The organism is Enterococcus sp. HMSC072F02, from assembly GCF_001837725.1.
Classification (GTDB): domain Bacteria; phylum Bacillota; class Bacilli; order Lactobacillales; family Enterococcaceae; genus Enterococcus_B; species Enterococcus_B lactis.
Genome location: NZ_KV833943.1, coordinates 12,939 through 34,887 on the forward strand (window position 1 = coordinate 12,939; position 21,949 = coordinate 34,887).

At 39.3% G+C, this 21,949-nt stretch carries 15 protein-coding genes and 1 pseudogene; 13 read left to right on the plus strand and 3 right to left on the minus strand.

Annotated features, from left to right (window positions below; genetic code table 11):
• The first annotated feature begins 1 nt into the window (after window position 1).
• The 5 genes from garR to HMPREF2731_RS05155 all read left to right on the plus strand — a co-directional run bounded on the left by garR (window position 2) and on the right by HMPREF2731_RS05155 (window position 6,246).
• Window positions 2-898, plus strand: a complete 897-nt coding sequence (garR, locus tag HMPREF2731_RS05135; protein ID WP_002308995.1) for a 2-hydroxy-3-oxopropionate reductase — start codon at window positions 2-4, stop codon at window positions 896-898.
• Between the two features lie 27 nt (window positions 899-925).
• On the plus strand, window positions 926-2,281 hold the full coding sequence (locus HMPREF2731_RS05140; protein WP_002313674.1) for an enolase C-terminal domain-like protein: 1,356 nt from the start codon (window positions 926-928) through the stop codon (window positions 2,279-2,281).
• A 96-nt stretch (window positions 2,282-2,377) separates the two neighbouring features.
• Window positions 2,378-3,682 (plus strand): SLC13 family permease, encoded by a 1,305-nt coding sequence (locus tag HMPREF2731_RS05145; RefSeq protein WP_070872540.1) that lies wholly within the window; start codon window positions 2,378-2,380, stop codon window positions 3,680-3,682.
• Between the two features lie 42 nt (window positions 3,683-3,724).
• On the plus strand, window positions 3,725-5,053 hold the full coding sequence (locus HMPREF2731_RS05150; protein WP_070872457.1) for an enolase C-terminal domain-like protein: 1,329 nt from the start codon (window positions 3,725-3,727) through the stop codon (window positions 5,051-5,053).
• Window positions 5,054-5,097: 44 nt separating this feature from the next.
• Window positions 5,098-6,246, plus strand: a complete 1,149-nt coding sequence (locus HMPREF2731_RS05155) for a glycerate kinase (protein WP_002292114.1) — start codon at window positions 5,098-5,100, stop codon at window positions 6,244-6,246.
• Between the two features lie 44 nt (window positions 6,247-6,290).
• On the opposite strand, the gene HMPREF2731_RS05160 is transcribed toward HMPREF2731_RS05155, so the two are convergent.
• Both HMPREF2731_RS05160 and HMPREF2731_RS05165 read right to left on the minus strand, forming a co-directional pair.
• The gene (locus HMPREF2731_RS05160; RefSeq protein WP_070872462.1) at window positions 6,291-7,028 is read right to left on the minus strand and encodes an amino acid ABC transporter ATP-binding protein; all 738 of its coding nucleotides are present in this window, start codon (window positions 7,026-7,028) and stop codon (window positions 6,291-6,293) included.
• A gap of 1 nt (window position 7,029) precedes the next feature.
• Entirely contained in the window at window positions 7,030-8,532 is a 1,503-nt protein-coding gene (locus HMPREF2731_RS05165; protein WP_002292110.1) for an amino acid ABC transporter substrate-binding protein/permease, read from the minus strand.
• 258 nt (window positions 8,533-8,790) lie between these two features.
• Here HMPREF2731_RS05165 and uvrB point away from each other — a divergent pair, with 258 nt between their 5' ends.
• The 8 genes and pseudogenes from uvrB (at window position 8,791) to HMPREF2731_RS05205 (ending at window position 21,260) form a co-directional block, all read left to right on the plus strand.
• Window positions 8,791-10,785 (plus strand): excinuclease ABC subunit UvrB, encoded by a 1,995-nt coding sequence (gene uvrB / locus HMPREF2731_RS05170; RefSeq protein WP_002292109.1) that lies wholly within the window; start codon window positions 8,791-8,793, stop codon window positions 10,783-10,785.
• A gap of 9 nt (window positions 10,786-10,794) precedes the next feature.
• Complete coding sequence (gene uvrA, locus HMPREF2731_RS05175; RefSeq protein ID WP_002313677.1) at window positions 10,795-13,611, plus strand: excinuclease ABC subunit UvrA; 2,817 nt, start codon at window positions 10,795-10,797, stop codon at window positions 13,609-13,611.
• A gap of 262 nt (window positions 13,612-13,873) precedes the next feature.
• Window positions 13,874-15,139, plus strand: a complete 1,266-nt coding sequence (locus HMPREF2731_RS05180) for a D-aspartate ligase (RefSeq protein ID WP_070872464.1) — start codon at window positions 13,874-13,876, stop codon at window positions 15,137-15,139.
• Between the two features lie 3 nt (window positions 15,140-15,142).
• Window positions 15,143-15,874, plus strand: coding sequence for an aspartate racemase (locus HMPREF2731_RS05185; RefSeq protein WP_002292103.1), 732 nt, complete (start codon window positions 15,143-15,145; stop codon window positions 15,872-15,874).
• Between the two features lie 136 nt (window positions 15,875-16,010).
• Window positions 16,011-16,895: an RNase adapter RapZ gene (gene rapZ, locus HMPREF2731_RS05190; RefSeq protein WP_070872465.1), complete on the plus strand. Its 885-nt coding sequence runs from the start codon at window positions 16,011-16,013 to the stop codon at window positions 16,893-16,895.
• Window positions 16,892-17,890, plus strand: coding sequence for a gluconeogenesis factor YvcK family protein (gene yvcK / locus HMPREF2731_RS05195; protein ID WP_002316327.1), 999 nt, complete (start codon window positions 16,892-16,894; stop codon window positions 17,888-17,890). The genes rapZ and yvcK overlap by 4 nt, the downstream gene beginning before the upstream one ends.
• Before the next feature lie 33 nt (window positions 17,891-17,923).
• Window positions 17,924-18,859: a DNA-binding protein WhiA gene (gene whiA / locus HMPREF2731_RS05200; RefSeq protein ID WP_002292098.1), complete on the plus strand. Its 936-nt coding sequence runs from the start codon at window positions 17,924-17,926 to the stop codon at window positions 18,857-18,859.
• 170 nt (window positions 18,860-19,029) lie between these two features.
• Window positions 19,030-21,260 (plus strand): annotated as a pseudogene (locus tag HMPREF2731_RS05205) (ATP-binding cassette domain-containing protein).
• A 118-nt stretch (window positions 21,261-21,378) separates the two neighbouring features.
• Here HMPREF2731_RS05205 and HMPREF2731_RS05210 read toward each other — a convergent pair.
• Window positions 21,379-21,900, minus strand: coding sequence for a DsbA family protein (locus tag HMPREF2731_RS05210; protein WP_002292093.1), 522 nt, complete (start codon window positions 21,898-21,900; stop codon window positions 21,379-21,381).
• Window positions 21,901-21,949: the final 49 nt, after the last annotated feature.

Here is a 21,949-nt window from a genome sequence, read left to right on the forward strand (position 1 = left end):
AATGAAAATCGGATTTGTAGGACTAGGAATCATGGGTAAACCAATGGCAAAAAATCTAATAAAAGATGGTTATGAGGTTATCTGTTATGATTTCAATCAATCGAATATGGATGAAGTTGCAGCAGCTGGAGCTTCAACAGCAAAAAATAGTCAGGAGTTAGCAAATCAATCAGATATCGTAATTACTATGTTACCGAATTCTCCGAATGTGGAAGCCGCATTGTTTTCAGAAGAAGGGATAGCCGCTGGAATCAGTGAAGGCAAGATCGTAATCGATATGAGTTCGATTAATCCTGTTTCTAGTCAGCGATTTGCAGAAAAGCTTGCAGGACTTGGAGTAGAGTTCTTAGATGCGCCGGTATCTGGAGGAGAACCAAAAGCAATTGACGGAACAATCGCTGTTATGGTCGGTGGGAAAAAGAAAGTTTTTGATCAATGCTATGAGTTGCTCCTATCAATGGCAAGTTCAGTCACTTATATAGGTGAGGTAGGTGCGGGAAACATTGCTAAACTAGCTAATCAAATAATCGTCGCAATCAATATCGCCGCTGTCGGTGAAGCTTTATCCTTTGCTACTAAAGCAGGTGCTGATCCCGAGTTGGTCTATCAAGGGATTCGTGGTGGATTAGCAGGGAGTACGGTTATGGATGCTAAATCACCGATGATTTTGAACCGAGATTTTGATCCAGGATTCAGAATAGAGTTGCACATCAAAGATCTACAGAATGCGTTAGATACCTCACATATGATAAATGCCGGAATTCCTTTGACAGCTCAATTGATGGAAATCATGCAAGTACTAAAAAATGACGGTTTGGAGAAAAAAGATCATTCAGCTATTGCGTGTTACTACGAAAAAATAAATAACTTGACAATCGAAAGTAAAGATACAGTTTGATTTTCGTAAAGAGAGAGGAACTAGTGTATGAGAACGATTGATACGATACCCAAAATAATGAAAATGGCTGTCTATCCAGTAGCAGGTTATGACAGTATGACTCTGACTCTCAGTGGAGCCCACGCCCCTTACTTTACAAGGAATATCGTTGTTTTAGAAGATGAGACTGGTCAAAGAGGAGTGGGAGAGATTCATGGCGGAGAAGATATTACAAAGATGCTAGAAAGTTATATTCCTTTGGTAGAAGGTCAGAAAATTGCTGATTACCGACAAGTGATTACAACTATTCGTAAAAAAGGTTGGTTGGCAAAAGGAAATGATGGACAGGGTCTGCAAGGTTTAGATTTGAAAAATATGAAATTTGTTGTTCAAGCAGAAGCAGCAGTTGAATGCGCTATGCTTGATCTATTAGGAAAGCATCTAAATATGCCGATGTGTACATTGCTTGGAGATGGAAGACAGCGAGCCGAAGTTGAAGTCCTTGGCTATCTATTTTATATCGCAGATTGCGAGAAGACTGATTTGCCATATTTAGTGGAATCTTCATGTAAAGATAAATGGGACGAACTTCGTCGAAAAGAAACATTGACACCTGAAGAAATTGTTGCTCAAGCAAAAGCGGTGAAAGAAAGATATGGGTTCAATAATTTCAAGTTGAAAGGCGGAGTTTTTTCGGGGGAAGCAGAGATGAAAGCGATAGAAGCACTGCACGACGCTTTCCCCGATGCACGAATCAATATCGATCCAAATGGTGCATGGTCTTTAGAAGAAGCAATTGATCTGTGTAAAGACAAATTATCAATGATTTCCTATGTCGAAGATCCATGTGGTCCTGAACAAGGATTTTCTAGTCGTGAGATCATGTCAGAATTCAAGACAGCTACAAGGCATCAAGTGGCAACGAACATGATTGCGACGAATTGGCGACAATTCTATCATGCCTTAGAAACAAAAGCTGTAGATATCGTGTTGGCTGATCCTCATTTTTGGACGTTGAATGGAAGTATTCGTATGGCTCAAATATTAGCTGATTTCGGATTGACTTGGGGATCGCATTCTAATAATCATTTTGATATTTCCTTAGCTGTATTTGCGCAATGTGCAGCAGCGGCTCCTGGAAAAATCACTCCTATTGATACACACTGGATTTGGCAAGATGGACAGGCGTTATGCAAAGATCCTTTAGTTATTCGTGATGGAAAAATCAAAGTGACAGATAAGCCTGGATTAGGCATCGAAATAGATATGGAAAAACTTGAATCAGCGCATCACCTATATCAAAAAATTGAAAAGAAATATAGGGATCGTGATGACTCGTTAGCAATGCAATATTTAATTAAAGGTTGGATGTTTGATTCAAGTAGACCTTGTTTGGTGCGCTAAACATGTAATAAAAGATAATTGATGAAACTAGCTGACTTTTCTCCTATTCTTGCCAGCTGGATCAATTATGAAAAAATGGTTGAAGGAGATTACGGCATGAGTTATTTAGCAATTTTAGGCTTCGCAATGATGGGAGTCATCACTTTTCTGCTAATGAAAGATAAACTGAATATTTTGGTTTGTTTTGCGATTTTGCCCCTTGTTTTTTCATTTCTAAGCGGTGCTGATTTATCCAAGACAACAGAACATATTATATCTGGACTAGATCTCACTAGAAGTATCTTTTTAATGATTATGTTCTCGTTACCGTATTTTGCATTAATGACAGATGCTGGATTATTTGAGATTTTGATCTATAAAGTGCTGAAGAAAATGAAGATTGGTGGACCAATCCTGTGTAGTTTTACTGTACCGTTGGCTATCCTTGCAACATTAGACGGGAGTGTCATGTCTACTTATTTGATTGTTATCCCATTACTATTACCGTTGTTTAAAAAATTAAAGATTGATCCGATGATTCTGGTTTTTTTGACTTCGCTTGGTACGATGTTAGGAACGATTAAACCTTGGAATGCACGGGTGCTCCGGGCTGCTGCATTGTTGCCAAATGTCGATAGTCCGGCGATGCATGTCTTTTTAAAACTAATTCCTTTGATGATATTGATGACGATTTTGACCATGATATTCGCTTATTTTTTAGGAAAGAAAAGCCAAAAAAGAAATGGATTCATTAAAAAGAATATAGAAGCAGGTACATTAGTGGGAGAAGAACCAGAGCTTTCCGAAATGTCAAGACCTAAACTTTTTTGGTTCAATCTCTGCTTGACAATAGCTGTGGTCACGCTACTTATCGTTACTTCTTTTCCAGAATTTTATATTTTTGCCGTTGGTTTAATCCTTGCACTAGTGATCAATTATCCAGATCGCAAGATGCAAAACAAGCTGGTCAGCAAATATGCTGCGGCTACCTATCCCATAGCACCGATCGTCTTTATGTCAGGAGTCGTAGTTGGTGTATTGGAAGGAACGGGGATGATGGAACAAATGGTCATGACTTTAGTTGAGATCGCGCCTTCTTCTATGGGACCCTATCTTCATATCATTATCGCACTGTTGAGTACACCTTTGATGTTCATTTTCACTAATGATACTTGGTATTTTGCCTTAGTTCCCATTATAACAGCATTAGGAGAACAATATGGAGTTGCTGCAGATATTATCGTGTTAGCGTTATTTTTCAATGTTGGTGCATTTGCTTCTATCGTGGCACAGCCTCAAATCATCATGGCCTGCGACCTTGGAGGAGAAACAATTAGAGAGTATATTCGCTTTTCTTTCTTCAAATTGTGGGGAATCAGCATCGTTTGGACGTTGGTAGGATTTGCTATAGGAATTTTTTAATAAGCTAGGCAATTAGAAATTAAAACAAAAAGGAGAAAAAAGATGATTCCGAAAATAATTGATACAAAAGTTATACCAATCGCAGGTTATGACAGTATGCTACTGAATCTAAGCGGTGCTCATGGCCCCTATTTTACGAGAAATCTATTTTTGATGACAGCAGACAATGGAGAAATCGGTGTAGGAGAAGTGCCGGGAGGGAAAAATATCCAAAAGGTTTTAGAAGACGCAAAGCAACTGCTTATTGGTAAAACAATCGGTGAATATAAAAATGTGTTGAAGAAAGTCCATCATAATTTCAATCATTTGGATAGTAGTGGTCGAGGATTGCAGACTTATGATTTGCGCACAACGATTCACGCAGTAACAGCTATTGAATCAGCTTTTCTTGATCTATTAGGCAAGTTCTTTCAAGTTCCAGTTGCTGCGCTTTTAGGAAATGGACAGCAAAGAGATGAGATAGACGTTCTAGGATATCTGTTTTATATTGCAGATTCTAGACAAACGACGTTGCCTTATTTGCTAGGTGACGATGAGTCTGATGAATGGGGTCGACTGAGAAGAGAAGAAGCATTGACTTCTGATTCGATCGTCTCTTTAGCAAAAGCTGCACATGAAAGATACGGTTTTAAGGATTTCAAATTAAAAGGAGGCGTCTTAGAAGGTGAGGAAGAGATAAAGACGATCTGTGGTTTGAAAAAAGCTTTTCCAAACTCTAGGATCACGCTAGATCCAAATGGCGCATGGTCTTTGCAAGAAGCAATTGATTTATGCAAGGGAATGAATGGTATCTTATCTTATGCGGAAGATCCTTGTGGGGCTGAGAATGGATTATCGGGAAGAGAAGCATTAGCGGAATTCAGAAAAGCAACTGGATTACCAACAGCCACAAATATGGTAGCTACAGACTGGCGACAAATGCAACATTCTGTAGCTTTGCAAAGCGTATCTATCCCATTAGCAGATCCCCATTTCTGGACAATGGATGGTTCGGTCAGAGTAGCGCAAATGTGTCATGATTTTGGATTGACTTGGGGCTCTCATTCCAATAATCACTTTGATATCTCACTTGCGATGTTTACGCATGTAGCAGCGGCGGCACCTGGTGAGATCACAGCCATCGACACTCATTGGATCTGGCAAGATGGACAGGAATTATCAAAAAGACCATTCGTTATTAGAGATGGGAAAATCAAGTTGACAGAAGAAATAATTTGTTTAGGTGTAGAACTAGATATGGAGAAAGTAGAAAAGGCACATCAGCTCTATTTAGACAACGAATTAGATTCAAGAGATGATGCAGTAGGAATGCAATTCTTAATTCCAGGATGGACGTTTGATCACAAAAAGCCATGTTTAGTACGTCCATAGCTTAAAGTAGTCATGTTGATTATGGTAGAAAAAGCAGGTGTAGCATGAAGAAAAAAATCATCATTGCGTCAGACTCCTATAAAGGAAGTGCTTCGACTTTTGAAGTAGAAGCATCTATTGAAGAAGGAATCAAACGAGTGGAGAAACAAGCAGATGTACTCAAGATCCCGATTGCAGATGGTGGAGAAGGTACTGTTGATGCAATCATTGAGGGGTGCGGTGGAGAATATCGATACATCACAGTGACTGGACCGTATCAGCAAATGGTTCAAGCAAAATTTGGGTTGATTGATACCGAGCGTGCCGTGATCGAAATGGCTCAAGCTTCCGGTTTGATGCTTGTTGGAACCAATCAGATGAATCCGATGGAAGCAACATCTTATGGAACAGGCGAGCTCATCAATGAAGTACTAGCCCATGGTGTAAAAGAAATTTATATCGGTATTGGTGGAAGTGCAACGAACGACGGCGGAGTGGGTATGGCCCAAGCTTTGGGAGTGTCTTTTAAAGATGCCGATGGAAAAGAGATAGCGCTTGGCGCGAAAGAAATCGCAATGATTGATTCCATTGATATATCTAATATTAATCCAAGGTTGAAAGAGACTGTTTTTTACATTTTATCTGATGTTTCCAACCCTCTATGTGGGCAAAACGGCGCTTCTTTTATTTATGGGAAACAAAAAGGAGCTTCTGGAGCGCAAGTGTTAAAATTAGATGAAGCACTCTGTCATTATGGTCAAAAGATCCAAGAAACGTTAGGGATAACCGTTCTAGAAATGGAAGGTGCAGGTGCGGCAGGTGGTTTAGGAGCAGGTCTGTTGGCGTTCTGCGATGCAGAAATGTGTCAAGGAATCTCGAAAATCCTTGAACTTTTAAAGCTTGAAGAATACATGAAAAAGGCAGATGTTGTCATTACAGGTGAAGGGAGAATGGACGGTCAATCTTTGAATGGAAAAGCACCAGTTGGGATTGCTATTCTAGCCAAAAAATATGATATTCCTGTTATAGCTATCGTCGGTAGTGCCTCGGCTAATCTTTCGACCATTTATGAAACTGGTATCGACTATGTACTTGATATCATCAATGAACCGATGGAACTTTCTTATGCGATGGAACAGGTAGAGCGATTGCTTGTTTGTGCAGGAGAACAAGCGATGCGACTGATACAGTTAGGTGAGAAAATAAGAAGATAAAAACACACGGTCCCTTCATGGCGACCGTGCATTTTTGGTTTTTATTAAATATTTAATACTTTATTCAAGAAATCTTTTGTCCGTTCATTTTGCGGATTTTCAAAGATTTGTTGAGGCGTTCCATCTTCTAAAAAGTTACCGTCGTCAATGAACATGACGCGATTGGCTACTTCTTTAGCGAACCCCATTTCGTGCGTAACGATAACCATCGTCATACCTTGTTCTGCCAATTTTTTCATGACGTTCAAGACATCACCGACCATTTCAGGGTCGAGTGCAGAAGTAGGCTCATCAAAAAGCATGATGTCAGGATTCATCGCTAGAGCACGAGCGATAGCTACACGCTGTTTTTGTCCACCGGAAAGCATTTCAGGATACATATCTTTTTTATCTTCTAGACCAACTGTCTGTAGCAATTTGATTGCTTTTTTCTCTGCTACTTCTCTGGATTCTTTCTTCAGATCCATCGGTGCTAAAATGATGTTTTCCAAAATAGAAAGATGAGGGAATAGGTTAAAGTGCTGGAATACCATTCCGATATGTTGTCTCACCAAGTTGATATCTGTGCTTTTATCCATCAAGTGGGCGCCGTCAATAATGATCTCACCGTCAGAAGGTTCTTCTAAACGATTCAAGCAACGTAAGAATGTACTTTTTCCTGAACCTGAAGGGCCGATGATACAGACGACATCTCCTTCGTTGATGGATACGTTGATGTCGTTTAATACTGTGTTATCGCCGTATTTTTTGACTAGATGCTCAACTAAGATTTTTTCTGCCATCTTACTTCACCTTCTTTTCTAAAACTTTCGCTAATTTTGTCAATGCTGTAATCAAAATCAAGTACATGATCGCGATGATCAAATAAACATACGTACTTTGTGTCGTACGTGCAACGATGATTTTACCAGTTTGTAGCAATTCGACTACACCAATTGCGGAAATGATCGTTGTATCTTTCAATGAGATAACGAACTGATTCACGAATGATGGAATCATGATGCGTATCGCTTGTGGTAAAATGATTTTTTGCATCGTCCGATTATAAGAAAGACCCAAACTTCTAGAAGCTTCCATTTGTCCGACAGGAACGGCATTGATTCCGCCTCGAACAATCTCTGCGATATAAGCACTTGCGTTAAGAGTCAAGGTGATAACACCAGCGATGAAGTCGGGGATCGTAAATCCAACGATACCAGGCAATCCAAAGAAAATAAAGAATGCAAGAACCATCATCGGAATCCCACGGATGATATCGACATAAATGCTAGCAACCGTGCGAAGCGCGCGTATTGGTGCTACACTGAATAATCCAAAAATCACACCGATTACTATAGCCAAAGCGAAGGAGATCAAAGTCAAGAGAATCGTTCGCCAAAGTCCTTTTAACAATGCTTGATAGTTGTTTTGGATAAGTCCAAGAAATGTCGATTCATCAGCTGCGGAAGAATCACTAGAAGATTCTGAACCATCTGCTACATATTCTTTGATGATCTTATCGTACTCGCCTGTTCTTTTTAATTCTTTCAATCCTTCATTGAACATATTAAGAAGTTCAGGGTTTTGCCCTTTTTTGACGGCAAATGCATACTTTCCGCCAGATTCTTTTTCAATTGGTGTTTCCAATTCTTGTCCTTGTTTGATCGCATAACCAATTACTGGATAATCATCCATCATGGCATCAATTGCGCCAACTTTCAACCCGTCATACAATTGATCTGCAGCATCAAAATATTTGATAGAATAGCCGTATTCAGATTCATGATCGCTTAAAAATTCTGCACTTTCGGTTCCAACTTTTGCTCCGACTGTTTTTCCTTTCAAATCTTCATAAGACTTGATCGAAGTGTCGCCTTTTTTGACAGCTAATTGAATTCCGCTGTCAAAGTAAGAATCAGAAAAATCGTAGCTTTTCTTTCTTTCGTCCGTTACCGTCATTCCGGCAATCATCCCGTCTGCTTGTCCTGATTCTAAAGCTTGCAAAGCAGCGGAGAATCCACGATAGTCCATTCGGATGTTGAATCCTTGCAGTTTGGCGATGCTTTCCATCAATTTTACATCGATGCCCTCGTACTCGCCGTTTGCGTTTTGAAATTCAAATGGAGCAAAAGCAGAGTCGCTAGCAATTACGTATACGTCTTTTTTGGGCTCTATTTTTTGCATTGTCTCGCTTGTGCTTGACTCTGCCGTTGTAGTGTTGTCAGCTTGTGCAACATGACCAAACGCAAGTGTCACAAGTCCTGTCATTAAGAAAACAAATGAGTGAAATAAATGCTTTCTTTTCATAATCAACCTCCTAAATTTCCAATATTTTATTATTATAGGCGAAAAGTGCTGAATCAGACAAGACTGTAGGCTCGAAAAAATGAAAAAAATGCGAGTTTCTAACATTATATGTTATAAAACATAACATGGAGAATGAGAGAAAAAAGTGGCGAAAGTATGTTCGGTGTGGTATAATTTTTTAGTAAGGAATGCCTTTGCTTTCCTTTTCTTTTTATTGGTCGTAAAATGAAAAGGAATGAATGAAAAGGAGGACAAAGAATGATTGAAAGAGATACCTCCCGACGCTTTGAGCTTGTCTCGAAATACCAACCGGCTGGTGATCAGCCTGAAGCGATTAACCAATTAGTGGATGGCGTAGTCGGCGGGAAAAAAGCACAAATTTTATTAGGTGCGACTGGAACAGGGAAAACATATACGATTTCCAATCTTATTGAGAAAGTGAATAAACCAACACTGATTATTGCCCATAACAAAACATTGGCTGGTCAGCTGTACGGGGAATTCAAGGAATTTTTCCCTAACAATGCTGTTGAATATTTTGTTTCTTATTATGATTATTATCAGCCTGAAGCTTATGTGCCTTCAAGCGATACGTATATCGAAAAAGATTCAAGTGTAAATGATGAGATCGATAAATTACGACATTCGGCTACTAGTTCATTATTAGAAAGAAATGATGTGATCGTCATTGCATCCGTTTCATGTATTTTTGGATTAGGTTCGCCTTTTGAGTATCAAAAACAAGTCGTTTCGATTCGACAAGGAGCAGAATTAGATCGCAACCAGTTGATTCGTGACTTAGTCAGTATCCAGTTCGAAAGAAATGATATAGATTTTCAGCGCGGTCGTTTTCGAGTGCGTGGTGATGTCGTGGAGATTTTCCCGGCTTCAAGAGATGAACGTGCCTTAAGAGTGGAGTTTTTTGGAGATGAAGTCGAACGTATCCGAGAAGTCAATGCGCTGACAGGTGAAGTTTTAGGAGAAACGGAACATGTAGCAATCTTCCCGGCAACTCACTTTGTGACGAATGACGAACATATGGAGCATGCCGTAGCGAATATCAAAGCAGAATTAGAGCAGCGTTTAGCTGTTTTACGAAATGAAAACAAACTTCTAGAAGCTCAACGTTTAGAACAGCGAACCAATTATGATATTGAAATGATGTTAGAAATGGGCTACACTTCAGGAATCGAAAATTATTCTCGGCATATGGACGGACGTAAAGAAGGCGAACCGCCTTATACGCTATTGGATTTCTTTCCTGAAGATTTTCTGATCGTGGCTGACGAATCGCACGTGACCATGCCTCAAATCAGAGGAATGTATAATGGCGACCGAGCGAGAAAACAGATGCTAGTAGATTACGGTTTCCGTTTGCCATCTGCTTTAGACAATCGACCGCTTCGTCTAGAAGAATTTGAAAAACATGTCAATCAGATCATTTATGTCTCTGCGACACCAGGACCATATGAATATGAACAAACTGATACCGTTATCCAACAAATCATCCGTCCGACAGGGCTGCTTGATCCAGTAATCGAAGTCCGTCCAATCATGGGACAAATCGATGATCTAGTAGGCGAAATAAATGAACGGGTCGAAAAAGATCAACGGGTATTTGTAACGACACTGACGAAAAAAATGGCAGAAGACCTCACAGATTATTTCAAAGAATTAGGAATCAAAGTCAAATATCTGCATAGTGATATCAAAACGTTGGAACGAACAGAGATCATTCGAGATCTACGATTAGGCGAATTTGATGTGTTAGTCGGAATCAATTTGCTTCGTGAGGGATTAGATGTACCTGAAGTTTCTCTTGTTGCTATCTTGGATGCAGATAAAGAAGGCTTTTTACGTAGCGAACGTTCCTTAGTCCAAACGATTGGGCGAGCTGCTCGTAATGAAGAAGGGAAAGTAATCATGTACGCAGACAAGGTGACGGATTCTATGCGTTTAGCGATGGATGAAACGTCAAGACGTCGTACGATTCAGCAGAAGTACAATGAAGAACATGGGATCGTTCCAAAAACGATCATTAAAGAAATCCGAGATTTGATTTCTATTACGAAAGAATCGGAAGATGATACAAAAGAAGCGGTACAAGTGTCGTATGAAGAAATGACGAAGGAAGAAAAAGACACGTTATTGATGAAATTAGAAAAAGAAATGAAAGATGCGGCAAAAGCTTTGGATTTTGAAACAGCCGCTAATGTACGAGATATGATTTTAGAATTAAAAGCTTCGAAGTAGGAGGACAACATGGCTAACGATAAAATTACGATTCATGGTGCACGTGCCCATAACTTGAAAAATATAGATGTCACGATTCCACGAGACAAATTCGTGGTCGTTACAGGTTTGTCCGGTTCTGGAAAGAGTTCCTTAGCATTTGATACACTGTATGCAGAAGGACAGCGGAGATACGTAGAAAGTCTTTCTGCGTATGCCCGCCAGTTTTTAGGTCAAATGGATAAACCAGATGTAGACAGCATCGACGGATTGAGTCCGGCGATTTCTATTGATCAGAAAACAACAAGTAAAAACCCTCGTTCGACAGTAGGTACTGTGACGGAAATCAATGACTATTTACGCTTGTTGTTTGCTCGTGTAGGACATCCGATTTGTCCCAACGATCATATCGAGATTACCAGTCAATCAGTAGATCAAATGGCCGATCAAGTAATGGCTTTACCTGAGCGCACAAAGATTCAAGTAATGGCACCAATCGTGGTAAAGAAAAAAGGTCAACACAAAAAAATATTCGAACGAATTCAAAAAGAGGGATACGTCCGCGTTCGAGTCGATGGCGAAATCTATGATTTAAGTGAAGTACCTGAGCTGGAGAAAAACAAAAAACACGATATCGCAATCGTCATCGACCGGATCATTGTGAAAGAAGGAATTCGTTCTCGTCTATTTGATTCTTTAGAGGCAGCCTTGCGACTGGCAGACGGCTATGCTTTGGTTGACGTGATTGGCGAAGAAGAAATGTTGTTTAGCGAACACTATGCTTGTCCTTATTGCGGATTTACTGTTGGTGAACTAGAACCAAGACTGTTCTCCTTCAATGCGCCTTTTGGAGCTTGTCCAGACTGTGACGGTTTAGGCGTCAAATTAGAAGTCGATCAAGATTTAGTCATTCCAGATAGAACGAAGACGCTTAGTCAAGGTGCAATCGTTCCATGGAACCCAATCAGCTCTCAATATTATCCTCAAATGTTAGCGCAGGCTTGCGAAAGTTTCGGTATCGATTTGGATACACCATTCGAAGAATTACCGGAAGAACATCAGGAGATCATCTTAAATGGAACAGATGAACTTTTCCATTTCCATTATGAAAATGATTTTGGTGGCGTTCGCGATGTAGAAACAACTTTCGAAGGAGTATTGAAAAATATCGAACGTCGTTATCATGATACGAACAGTGATTTCACGCGTGAGCAAATGCGTCTTTATATGACCGAATTGACTTGTCAGACGTGTAAAGGTTATCGTTTGAATCCTCAAGCATTATCTGTTCAAATCAATGGAACGAATATTGGGCAAACAAATGAATTGTCTATCCAAAAAGCAGTAGACTTCTTCTCAAACCTTACATTATCTGAACAAGAAAAAGTGATTGCCAAACCGATTTTAAAAGAAGTAAATGACAGACTTTCATTCTTAGAAAATGTCGGATTAGACTATCTAACCTTGAGTCGTGCTTCGGGAACGTTATCTGGAGGAGAAGCACAGCGAATCAGATTGGCTACGCAAATTGGATCGAATCTTTCTGGAGTTCTGTATATTTTAGATGAACCATCGATCGGATTACATCAACGCGATAATGATCGACTGATTGGCTCATTGAAGAAAATGCGTGATCTTGGCAATACACTCGTTGTGGTCGAACATGATGAAGATACGATGTGGGCAGCAGATTATCTGATTGACGTCGGACCTGGAGCAGGGGAACAAGGCGGACAAATCGTTGCTGCAGGTACTCCTGAAGAAGTAGCTAATGACGAAAATTCTTTGACAGGGAAATATCTTTCAGGGAAAAAATCGATCCCGGTGCCAAAAGAACGCCGTAAAGGTAATGGGAAAGCAATCAAGATTACTGGTGCTTCAGAAAACAATCTGAAAAATATCAGTGTCGAATTTCCTTTAGGAGAATTTGTAGCAGTAACAGGTGTGTCTGGTTCTGGAAAGAGTACATTGGTCAATAGTATCTTAAAGAAATCATTAGCGCAGAAATTAAATAAGAATTCTGCCAAGCCAGGTAAATTCAAGACAATTTCCGGCTACGAAAGTATCGAAAAGATCATCGACATCGATCAAAGCCCAATCGGACGGACGCCGAGAAGTAATCCAGCGACTTATACGAGTGTCTTTGATGATATCCGTGGGTTATTTGCTCAAACAAACGAGGCAAAAATGCGGGGATATAAGAAAGGTCGTTTTAGTTTCAACGTAAAAGGCGGTCGTTGTGAAGCGTGTCGCGGGGATGGGATTATTAAGATCGAAATGCACTTTTTGCCTGATGTCTATGTTCCTTGTGAAGTATGTCATGGCAAACGATATAACTCTGAAACATTAGAAGTGCATTACAAAGGAAAAAGCATTGCAGATGTTTTGGAAATGACGGTAGAAGATGCTGTAGAATTCTTCAAGCATATTCCAAAGATTCATCGCAAACTGCAAACGATCGTTGATGTTGGCTTAGGGTATGTGACGATGGGACAACCAGCAACGACATTGTCCGGTGGCGAGGCGCAACGGATGAAACTTGCCAGTGAATTACACAAAATCTCTAATGGAAAGAATTTCTATATATTAGATGAACCAACGACTGGTCTTCATAGCGACGATATCGCCCGTTTGCTGCAAGTGTTACAAAGGTTAGTAGACGCTGGTAATACAGTTTTAGTGATCGAACACAATCTAGATGTAATCAAAACAGCCGATCATATCATTGATTTAGGACCAGAAGGCGGAGAAGGCGGAGGAACGATCCTTGCGACTGGAACTCCAGAAGAAATCATTGATGTAAAAGAAAGCTATACAGGTCACTATTTGAAAAAAATAATGGTATAAAGAAGATAGATCGCTGAGATAGTTAAAAAAACATAAAAAAATGAATTTGTGCTTGTTTTCTTAATACTAGTGTTCTAGAATCATTACATGGTAGTTCTTTCTACACTGATTGGTATAGATAAAAACTTCCTATAAGTTCAATCCGTTCAAAAAAGAATTGAGCAATCGGAGGAGTTTCCTTTGATTGCTTTTTTCTTTATGGTATGATATTCCTTGTGTAGTTAGAAAAGAAAAACAAGAGATTATGAGTAAGTGAGAGATAATGATGAACAGTATTGAAAATGAAGAATTTATCCCTATATTATTAGGAAGCGACATGAACGTTTATGGTATGGCACGTTCTTTTAACGAAGCATACGGCAAAGTCTGCCAAGCATATGCTTCTGATCAATTAGCCCCTACCCGCTACAGTAAAATCGTCAATGTAGAAGTCATTCCAGGATTTGATAAAGACCCTGTATTTATCGAGACGATGCTTCGTTTGGCAAAAGAAAGATATTCTGATAAGAGTAAAAAATATCTTTTGATCGCTTGTGGTGATGGGTATGCAGAATTGATCTCTCAACATAAGCAAGAGCTGTCAGAATATTTTATCTGTCCGTATATTGATTATTCTTTATTTGAAAGACTGATCAATAAAGTAAGCTTTTATGAAGTTTGTGAAGAATATGATCTTCCGTATCCTAAAACATTGATCGTCAGAGAAGAAATGTTAGTAAATGGACGCTTAGAACAGGAATTGCCTTTTGAATTCCCGGTTGCTTTGAAACCCGCAAACAGTGTGGAGTACCTTTCTGTTCAATTTGAAGGAAGAAAAAAAGCGTTTATTCTAGAAACGAGAGAAGAGTTTGATTTGATTTTAGGTCGGATCTATGAAGCCGGTTATACTAGTGAAATGATCGCACAAGATTTTATCCCCGGTGATGATAGTAATATGCGTGTGCTAAATGCGTATGTAGATGAAGATCATCAAGTTCGGATGATGTGTCTTGGTCATCCACTTTTAGAAGATCCTACACCAGCATCGATTGGAAATTACGTTGTGATCATGCCAGATTATAACGAAAAAATCTATCAAACCATTAAAGCATTTTTGGAAAAAATCGAATATACCGGCTTTGCCAATTTCGATATGAAGTATGATCCTAGAGATGGAGAATATAAATTATTTGAAATCAATTTGAGACAAGGACGTAGCAGTTTCTTTGTGACATTGAACGGCTTGAATCTGGCTCGTTTCGTCACGGAAGATCGAGTGTTCAACAAACCCTTTGTTGAAACGACCTATGGAACGAATCAATCAGATAAAGCAAGATTATGGATGGGTGTGCCCAAAAAAATCTTTTTAGAATATGCTCGGGAAAATGAAGACAAAAAACTAGCTGAGCAAATGATCAAAGAAAATCGTTACGGCACTACTGTATTTTATGAAAAAGATCGGTCAATCAAGCGCTGGATGTTGATGAAATATATGTTCCATAACTATATTCCAAGATTCAAAAAGTATTTTCATGTGAAAGAAGGCTAGTTCATGGAGAATTTTTTCAGTATTTTAGGCGGAATGGGCACGATGGCGACAGAAAGTTTTGTTCGCTTGATCAACCACCGAACGAAAGCTACAAAAGATCAAGAATATTTGAATTATGTCTTATTCAATCATGCAACAGTTCCTGATCGTACAGCTTATATTTTAGATCGATCAGAAGAAAATCCAGTGCCGTTTCTGCTGGACGATATTGAGAAACAAAATTTATTGCGACCAAACTTCATTGTGTTGACTTGTAACACAGCACATTACTTTTTTGAAGAATTACAAGCGGCAACGGATATTCCTATTCTGCATATGCCAAGAGAAGCAGCAAATGAACTTGTCCGTCAGCATACGACAGGGAGAGTAGCGATTCTAGGAACAGAAGGAAGTATGAAAGCTGGAATCTATGAACGCGAAGTCAAAAATCTTGGATTCGAAACAGTGATTCCTGATACTGCGCTTCAAGAAAAAATCAATTATTTGATCTATCATGAAATCAAAGAGTCAGATCACTTGAATCAAGAACTCTACTATGAGATTTTGGAGGAAGCGGTAGAGCGATTAAACTGTGAAAAAGTTATTCTAGGTTGCACGGAATTATCTTTGATGCATGAATTTGCTGAAGATAATCATTACCCAGTGATCGATGCTCAATCTATTTTAGCGGATCGGACGATCGAACGTGCATTAGCTGAAAGAAACGAAGCATTAGATACAGTATCTGAAAAGTAGAAAAATCTTGGATTTGGGGCAAATATCCTAAAAGATATTTGGTCCAAATCTTTTTGTAAAAGAGAAAGAAAGCTGGTAATGATACGCCCGGAATGATATAATTTTATTATGTACAATGTGAGAGGGGTTCGTAAATATGACAGATAATTTGCAATTAGTCATCATAACAGGTATGAGCGGTGCAGGAAAAACAGTAGCTATCCAAAGTTTTGAGGATATGGGCTATTTTTGTATCGATAATATGCCACCTCGATTGATTCCAAAATTCTGGGAATTAATCAAAGAATCAGGTAAAGTCACAAAAATGGCTTTAGGAGTAGATTTACGTTCTCGTTCTTTCTTTGAAGAAATTCAAAACATGTTGATTGAAATCGAAAATACGAACTTCATCGACACTTCTATCTTGTTTTTAGATGCTTCGGACGAAGAACTAGTTGCTCGTTACAAAGAAACAAGACGAACGCATCCGATGGCAATGGACGGTTTGATCACTGAAGGAATCCGTAAAGAGCGGGCAATATTAGACGACTTGAAAGCACAAGCTTCCGTGATCATTGACACCACGACATTGACACCACGACAATTACGCGAAAAAATCAACGAGTCTTTCAAGTCAAAGGGAGACCAAGGATTTCGAATCGAATTTGTATCATTTGGCTTTAAATATGGGTTGCCGATTGACTCTGATATCGTGATGGATGTACGTTTTTTGCCAAATCCTCATTATATTCCAGAACTAAGACCACTAACTGGTAAAGACCAGCCAGTCTATGATTATGTGATGTCCTTTGATGAAACACAATCTTTCTATCATAAATTTTTGGATCTTCTGGAAACCGTATTGCCTGGATATATCAAAGAAGGAAAAAGCAGCTTGACAGTTGCAATCGGCTGTACAGGCGGCCAACACCGTTCTGTGGCGTTGACTGAACGTTTGGCAAATGCTTTAGGAAAAACATATAAAGTCAATGTGACACATCGGGACAAGGATAAAAGGAAAGAGACGGTGAACCGGTCGTGAAAATGAAAACCTACCGGATAAGAAAACCAAAGATCGTAGTGGTCGGCGGTGGCACGGGTCTACCGGTTATCCTAAAAAGTTTACGAAATCAGGGAGCAGATATCACGGCGGTAGTAACTGTTGCGGATGATGGTGGAAGCAGCGGCGCAATCAGAGAATCGATCGCTATGGCTCCTCCTGGTGACTTGAGAAATGTCTTAGTAGCGTTATCAGATATGCCGCAATTCTATGAAGATATTTTCCAATATCGTTTTAAAAAAGAAGATCAGTTCTTAGCCAATCATACGATCGGTAACCTGATTATTGCTGCAGTTTCCGAAATGCGAGGAAGCACATATGAAGCGATTCAATTATTAGCGAAAATGATGCATGTAGATGGACACGTCTATCCTTCTTCAGAAACGCCTTTGACCTTGCATGCCGTCTTTAAAGACGGAACGACTGCAGTAGGAGAATCTAAAATCGCGATTGATCGCAAAACGATCGATCATGTCTATGTTTGCAACACGAATGATAAAAGTGAAGCTAAAGCGGCACGAAAAGTCGTTTCAGCAATTATGGATGCCGACATGGTCGTTTTGGGTCCCGGCAGTTTATTCACTAGCATCCTTCCCAATTTAGTGATACCAGAAATTGGCGAAGCTATGATTAATACAACTGCTGAAACCGTGTATATCTGTAATATCATGACCCAAAAAGGGGAAACTGAACACTTCACCGATGCCGATCATATACGTGTCTTACACAAGCATTTGAAGCAGCCTTTTATCGACACGGTACTAGTCAATACGGAAAAAGTACCAGAAGATTATATGGACCCGGAAATCTATGATGAGTACTTAGTACAAGTCGCACATGATTTCCATGGATTGAGAAATGAAGGCTGTCGAGTGATTTCTACCGACTTTTTAGAATTGAAAGACGGTGGTGTCTTCCATGATGGAGACAAAGTGGTAGAAGAATTATTCCGATTAGTTTTCGGTTCAAAATATTAAGCAATTTATTGTTGGAGAAAGGAGGAGAATAGGATGTCATTTGCTGCAGATGTGAAGAAAGAACTAACTGGTTTGGAAGTTCATCGAGAACATGCGAAAGCAGAATTAGCTGCTTTGTTGCGAATGAACGGCTCTTTAGGTATTGTGAACCAGCAGTTTATTTTGAACGTCCAAACAGAAAATGCTGCAATTGCCAGACGTATCTATTCTCTTTTGAAAGATCATTATCAGGTACGAAGTGAGCTACTCGTTCGTAAAAAAATGAAATTAAAAAAGAACAATGTCTATATCGTCCGCTTGAAGCAAGGCACAAAAGATGTGTTGATGGATCTTGATATTATGGATGGTATGATGTTCAATGGACACGTTTCGGACGAGATTATGGGGAATTCGCAAAAAATGCGTTCGTATTTACGTGGGGCTTTTATGGCCTCGGGTTCAGTCAATAATCCAGAAACAAGCCGTTACCATTTAGAGATATTTTCCATTTATGAACAGCACAACCAAGACATTTGCGATATGTTGAATTATTACGGACTGCATGCTCGAACGCTTGAACGACGCAATGGCTATATTTCCTATTTAAAAGGCGCAGAAAAGATTGCTGATTTCTTGACACTGATTGGTGCAACTAATTCGATGCTTCGATTTGAAGACGTGCGGATCGTACGGGATATGAGAAATTCGGTCAATCGCCTAGTTAATTGTGAGACAGCAAATTTGAATAAGACGATTGATGCGGCTTCTAAACAAATTGAAAACATCGAATTGATCGAAGCAAAGGTCGGTCTGCATGCCCTTCCTGAAAAACTTCAGGAAATTGCTGAACTCCGGCTTCAGCATCCAGAAGTCAGTTTGAAAGAGTTAGGGGAAATGATTCCCTCAGGTACGATATCCAAATCGGGAATCAATCACCGTATACGCAAAATCAATGAATTTGCGGAAAAACTACGTGAAGAAGCAGTGTAATCCAATGTAAAAACTGATACATGAAGCAGAGGTGCGGATGTATCAGTTTTTTTTATTTAACAAAATATCACTTACTTTTCTTTTCTTCTTCTGTCAAACTATAAATCCCTATTACTGCCCGTTGTTCGCCATAGATTTGTTTAAAAATCGATTTTAAAGGAGAAACAAGGATGACAGAGTATATTGAATTGATTCATGCACGAGAAAACAACTTGAAAAACATTGATTTGCGTATCCCAAAAAATAAAATTACCATCTTTACTGGCGTATCAGGGTCTGGCAAATCTTCTATTGTTTTTGATACGATTGCACAGGAGGCGGGCAGACAACTGAATGAGACTTGTAATAGTTTTGCACGTAATTTTTTGCCTAAATATAGCAGACCTGATATTGATGAGATCAAGCATTTATCCACGGCTGTTTTGATCAATCAGAAGAAACTGGGAGGAAATGCTCGATCCACTTTAGGTACTGCAACGGATATTCAGGCACTTTTTCGAATTTTATTTTCACGCTTTGCTGAACCGCCATTAGGTTATGCCAACGCGTATTCATTTAATGATCCTCAAGGTATGTGCCCTGTCTGCCAAGGAATTGGAAAAACGATAACATTGAATATCGATGCCGCTGTAGATGCGACACGCTCACTAAATGAAGGAGCAATCTTGCTTCCCAATTTCACGGTAGGGACTTGGTATTGGAAAATGTATGCAGAGACTGGTTTATTCGACCCAAACAAACCAATCTCCGAATACACATCAGAAAAATACGATCGATTATTGTATGGAAAAGCAGAGAGAATCAATATACCAAGTGCGGGAGATATGAATGTGACTTATGAAGGGATTGTCACTCGATTCATGCGAACCAATGTCCATACTGAAAAAGAAACAACGAAAAAAACAGCAAAGGTTCTGGAGACGTATACCAAAATGGACACTTGTCCAGAATGCCAAGGAAAACGTTTCTCACACGAAGTCCTAAACTCTAAAATAAACGGTTATAATATATACGATTTGACCGCAAAAGAATTATCTTCACTATTACAAATACTAGAAACGTTAGATAACAAAGAGCGTCATCCGTTGATTGCCAGTATCCAAAAACGTATCCAAGATTTGATTGATATTGGATTAGGCTATATGACATTGACACGCGAGACTTCAAGTTTATCTGGAGGGGAATCACAGCGAGTAAAAATGGTGAAGCAATTAGCTAGCAGTTTGACTAATATGATGTATATTTTTGACGAGCCAAGTACAGGATTGCATCCTAGAGATGTCCATCTACTTAATGATTTATTAAAAAAAATCCGAGATGAAGGGAATACAGTTCTGGTAGTCGAACATGATCCTGATGTCATCAAGGTGGCCGATCATATCGTGGATGTAGGACCTTATGCTGGAAGTCACGGCGGTGAGATCATGTATACTGGGGATTATGATGGGTTACTGGATTCTGGTACGTTAACGGGAAACTATTTGCGACATCAATTACCAATCAAAAAAGAAGTACGGACATTTTCAGAAACCTTTATTAGCCGCCAGAGCTCTTTGCATAATTTAAAAAATATTCGCTTAGAAATTCCTAAAGGTGTTTTTACCGTTGTTTCTGGGTAGCTGGTTCTGGCAAGAGTACATTGGTCAATCAAGTATTTTTAAAAGACTTTCCAGAAAGCCTACTTATTGATCAAAATCCAATCCATACGAACAAACGGTCAAATCCAGCCACATTCAGTGGGATCATGAATAACATTCGGAAAGCTTTTGGTAAAGAAAATCAAGTTGATGCTGGATATTTCAGCTACAATTCTAAAGGGGCTTGTCCAGAATGCAAAGGAATGGGTGTAATCGAGCTTAATCTATCCTTTATGGACAAATCAGAGGTAGTTTGTTCAAATTGCCATGGGAAACGTTATGATCCAACTGTTTTGGATTATCGTTATCGTGGTAAAAATATCGTAGAAGTCATGGATATGACCATAGAAGAAGCACTTGAATTTTTTGATGAGAAAGAGATCCAGCGAAAGCTTGAGAATCTAAAAGAAGTTGGTATTGGTTATCTGACTCTTGGACAGCCGATGGACACCTTATCTGGCGGAGAAGCACAAAGGCTGAAATTAGCTAATGAATTGAAAACAAATGGACAAATATACATTCTAGATGAGCCGACAACAGGACTGCATATGTCAGATGTCGAAAATGGGATTCGAATTATCAATAACTTAGTGGATAAAGGGAACACGGTCATTGTTATTGAACACAATCTAGATGTGATCCGAAGTGCTGATTGGATCATTGATCTTGGACCAGAAGGTGGATCTGGTGGTGGAAGTATCCTTTATGAAGGGATTCCAGGAGGATTAAAGAATGCACAAACGATCACTGGAAACTATATCTGATTGAATACTGTTTAGTGGAGAGGTTGTGACAGAAGCTACTTCTGGAACACCGTTTATTCGGAAAAAACATACTAGGAAAGGGCTGTGACAAGACTTTTGTCACAGCCCCCTTGTTGTTTTATTTTGCTTGGATCAATTCTTTTAGTTTTTCTTTTGAAATAGATTCATCAAAGATTTCTTTACCCAAGATGACGGTTGGAACAAATCGAATATGTGCTTGCTCAGCTTCGTTGATGATAGCTTGGCTCAGCTGTTCGTTTTTTTGTTCTGCCAGCCCTAATTTATCTGCTGCAAAATCCGCTACTCCTTGGAGCGAAAGATGTTTCCACTCGTCTTGAGTATCGAATATTTGTTTGATCTCTTTGATTGCTTGTTGTCCATCGCTGATCGTGATATACCGGTGCATCACGTTTCCTCGCTGCAAGCTTTCTTTTTCTTTATCGAATAATTTGATCACTCTCTGTAATTGACCGCTTTGGACGGCTTCTTCCAATAGCTCATGAGATTCTTCAAACCATTGTCGGCAATATGGGCAAGCTAAGTTGATGAATTCGATCATTTTTTTAGGAGCATCTGATGAACCATAAGTAATACCTTTTTCTGTAGTTGTTTTTGTTGCATCAATCACTGATATATCCATGTAAAAACACCTCTTTCGGTTATAGTTTACACATGTCTGACAAAAAAAG

Bases quoted from the DNA above. Each gene is read 5' to 3' on its own strand.
- garR (WP_002308995.1), top strand. From the start codon at position 2: ATGAAAATCGGATTTGTAGGACTAGGAATCATGGGTAAACCAATGGCA.
- HMPREF2731_RS05140 (WP_002313674.1), top strand. From the start codon at position 926: ATGAGAACGATTGATACGATACCCAAAATAATGAAAATGGCTGTCTAT.
- HMPREF2731_RS05145 (WP_070872540.1), top strand. From the start codon at position 2,378: ATGAGTTATTTAGCAATTTTAGGCTTCGCAATGATGGGAGTCATCACT.
- HMPREF2731_RS05150 (WP_070872457.1), top strand. From the start codon at position 3,725: ATGATTCCGAAAATAATTGATACAAAAGTTATACCAATCGCAGGTTAT.
- HMPREF2731_RS05155 (WP_002292114.1), top strand. From the start codon at position 5,098: ATGAAGAAAAAAATCATCATTGCGTCAGACTCCTATAAAGGAAGTGCT.
- HMPREF2731_RS05160 (WP_070872462.1), bottom strand. From the start codon at position 7,028: ATGGCAGAAAAAATCTTAGTTGAGCATCTAGTCAAAAAATACGGCGAT.
- HMPREF2731_RS05165 (WP_002292110.1), bottom strand. From the start codon at position 8,532: ATGAAAAGAAAGCATTTATTTCACTCATTTGTTTTCTTAATGACAGGA.
- uvrB (WP_002292109.1), top strand. From the start codon at position 8,791: ATGATTGAAAGAGATACCTCCCGACGCTTTGAGCTTGTCTCGAAATAC.
- uvrA (WP_002313677.1), top strand. From the start codon at position 10,795: ATGGCTAACGATAAAATTACGATTCATGGTGCACGTGCCCATAACTTG.
- HMPREF2731_RS05180 (WP_070872464.1), top strand. From the start codon at position 13,874: ATGATGAACAGTATTGAAAATGAAGAATTTATCCCTATATTATTAGGA.
- HMPREF2731_RS05185 (WP_002292103.1), top strand. From the start codon at position 15,143: ATGGAGAATTTTTTCAGTATTTTAGGCGGAATGGGCACGATGGCGACA.
- rapZ (WP_070872465.1), top strand. From the start codon at position 16,011: ATGACAGATAATTTGCAATTAGTCATCATAACAGGTATGAGCGGTGCA.
- whiA (WP_002292098.1), top strand. From the start codon at position 17,924: ATGTCATTTGCTGCAGATGTGAAGAAAGAACTAACTGGTTTGGAAGTT.
- HMPREF2731_RS05210 (WP_002292093.1), bottom strand. From the start codon at position 21,900: ATGGATATATCAGTGATTGATGCAACAAAAACAACTACAGAAAAAGGT.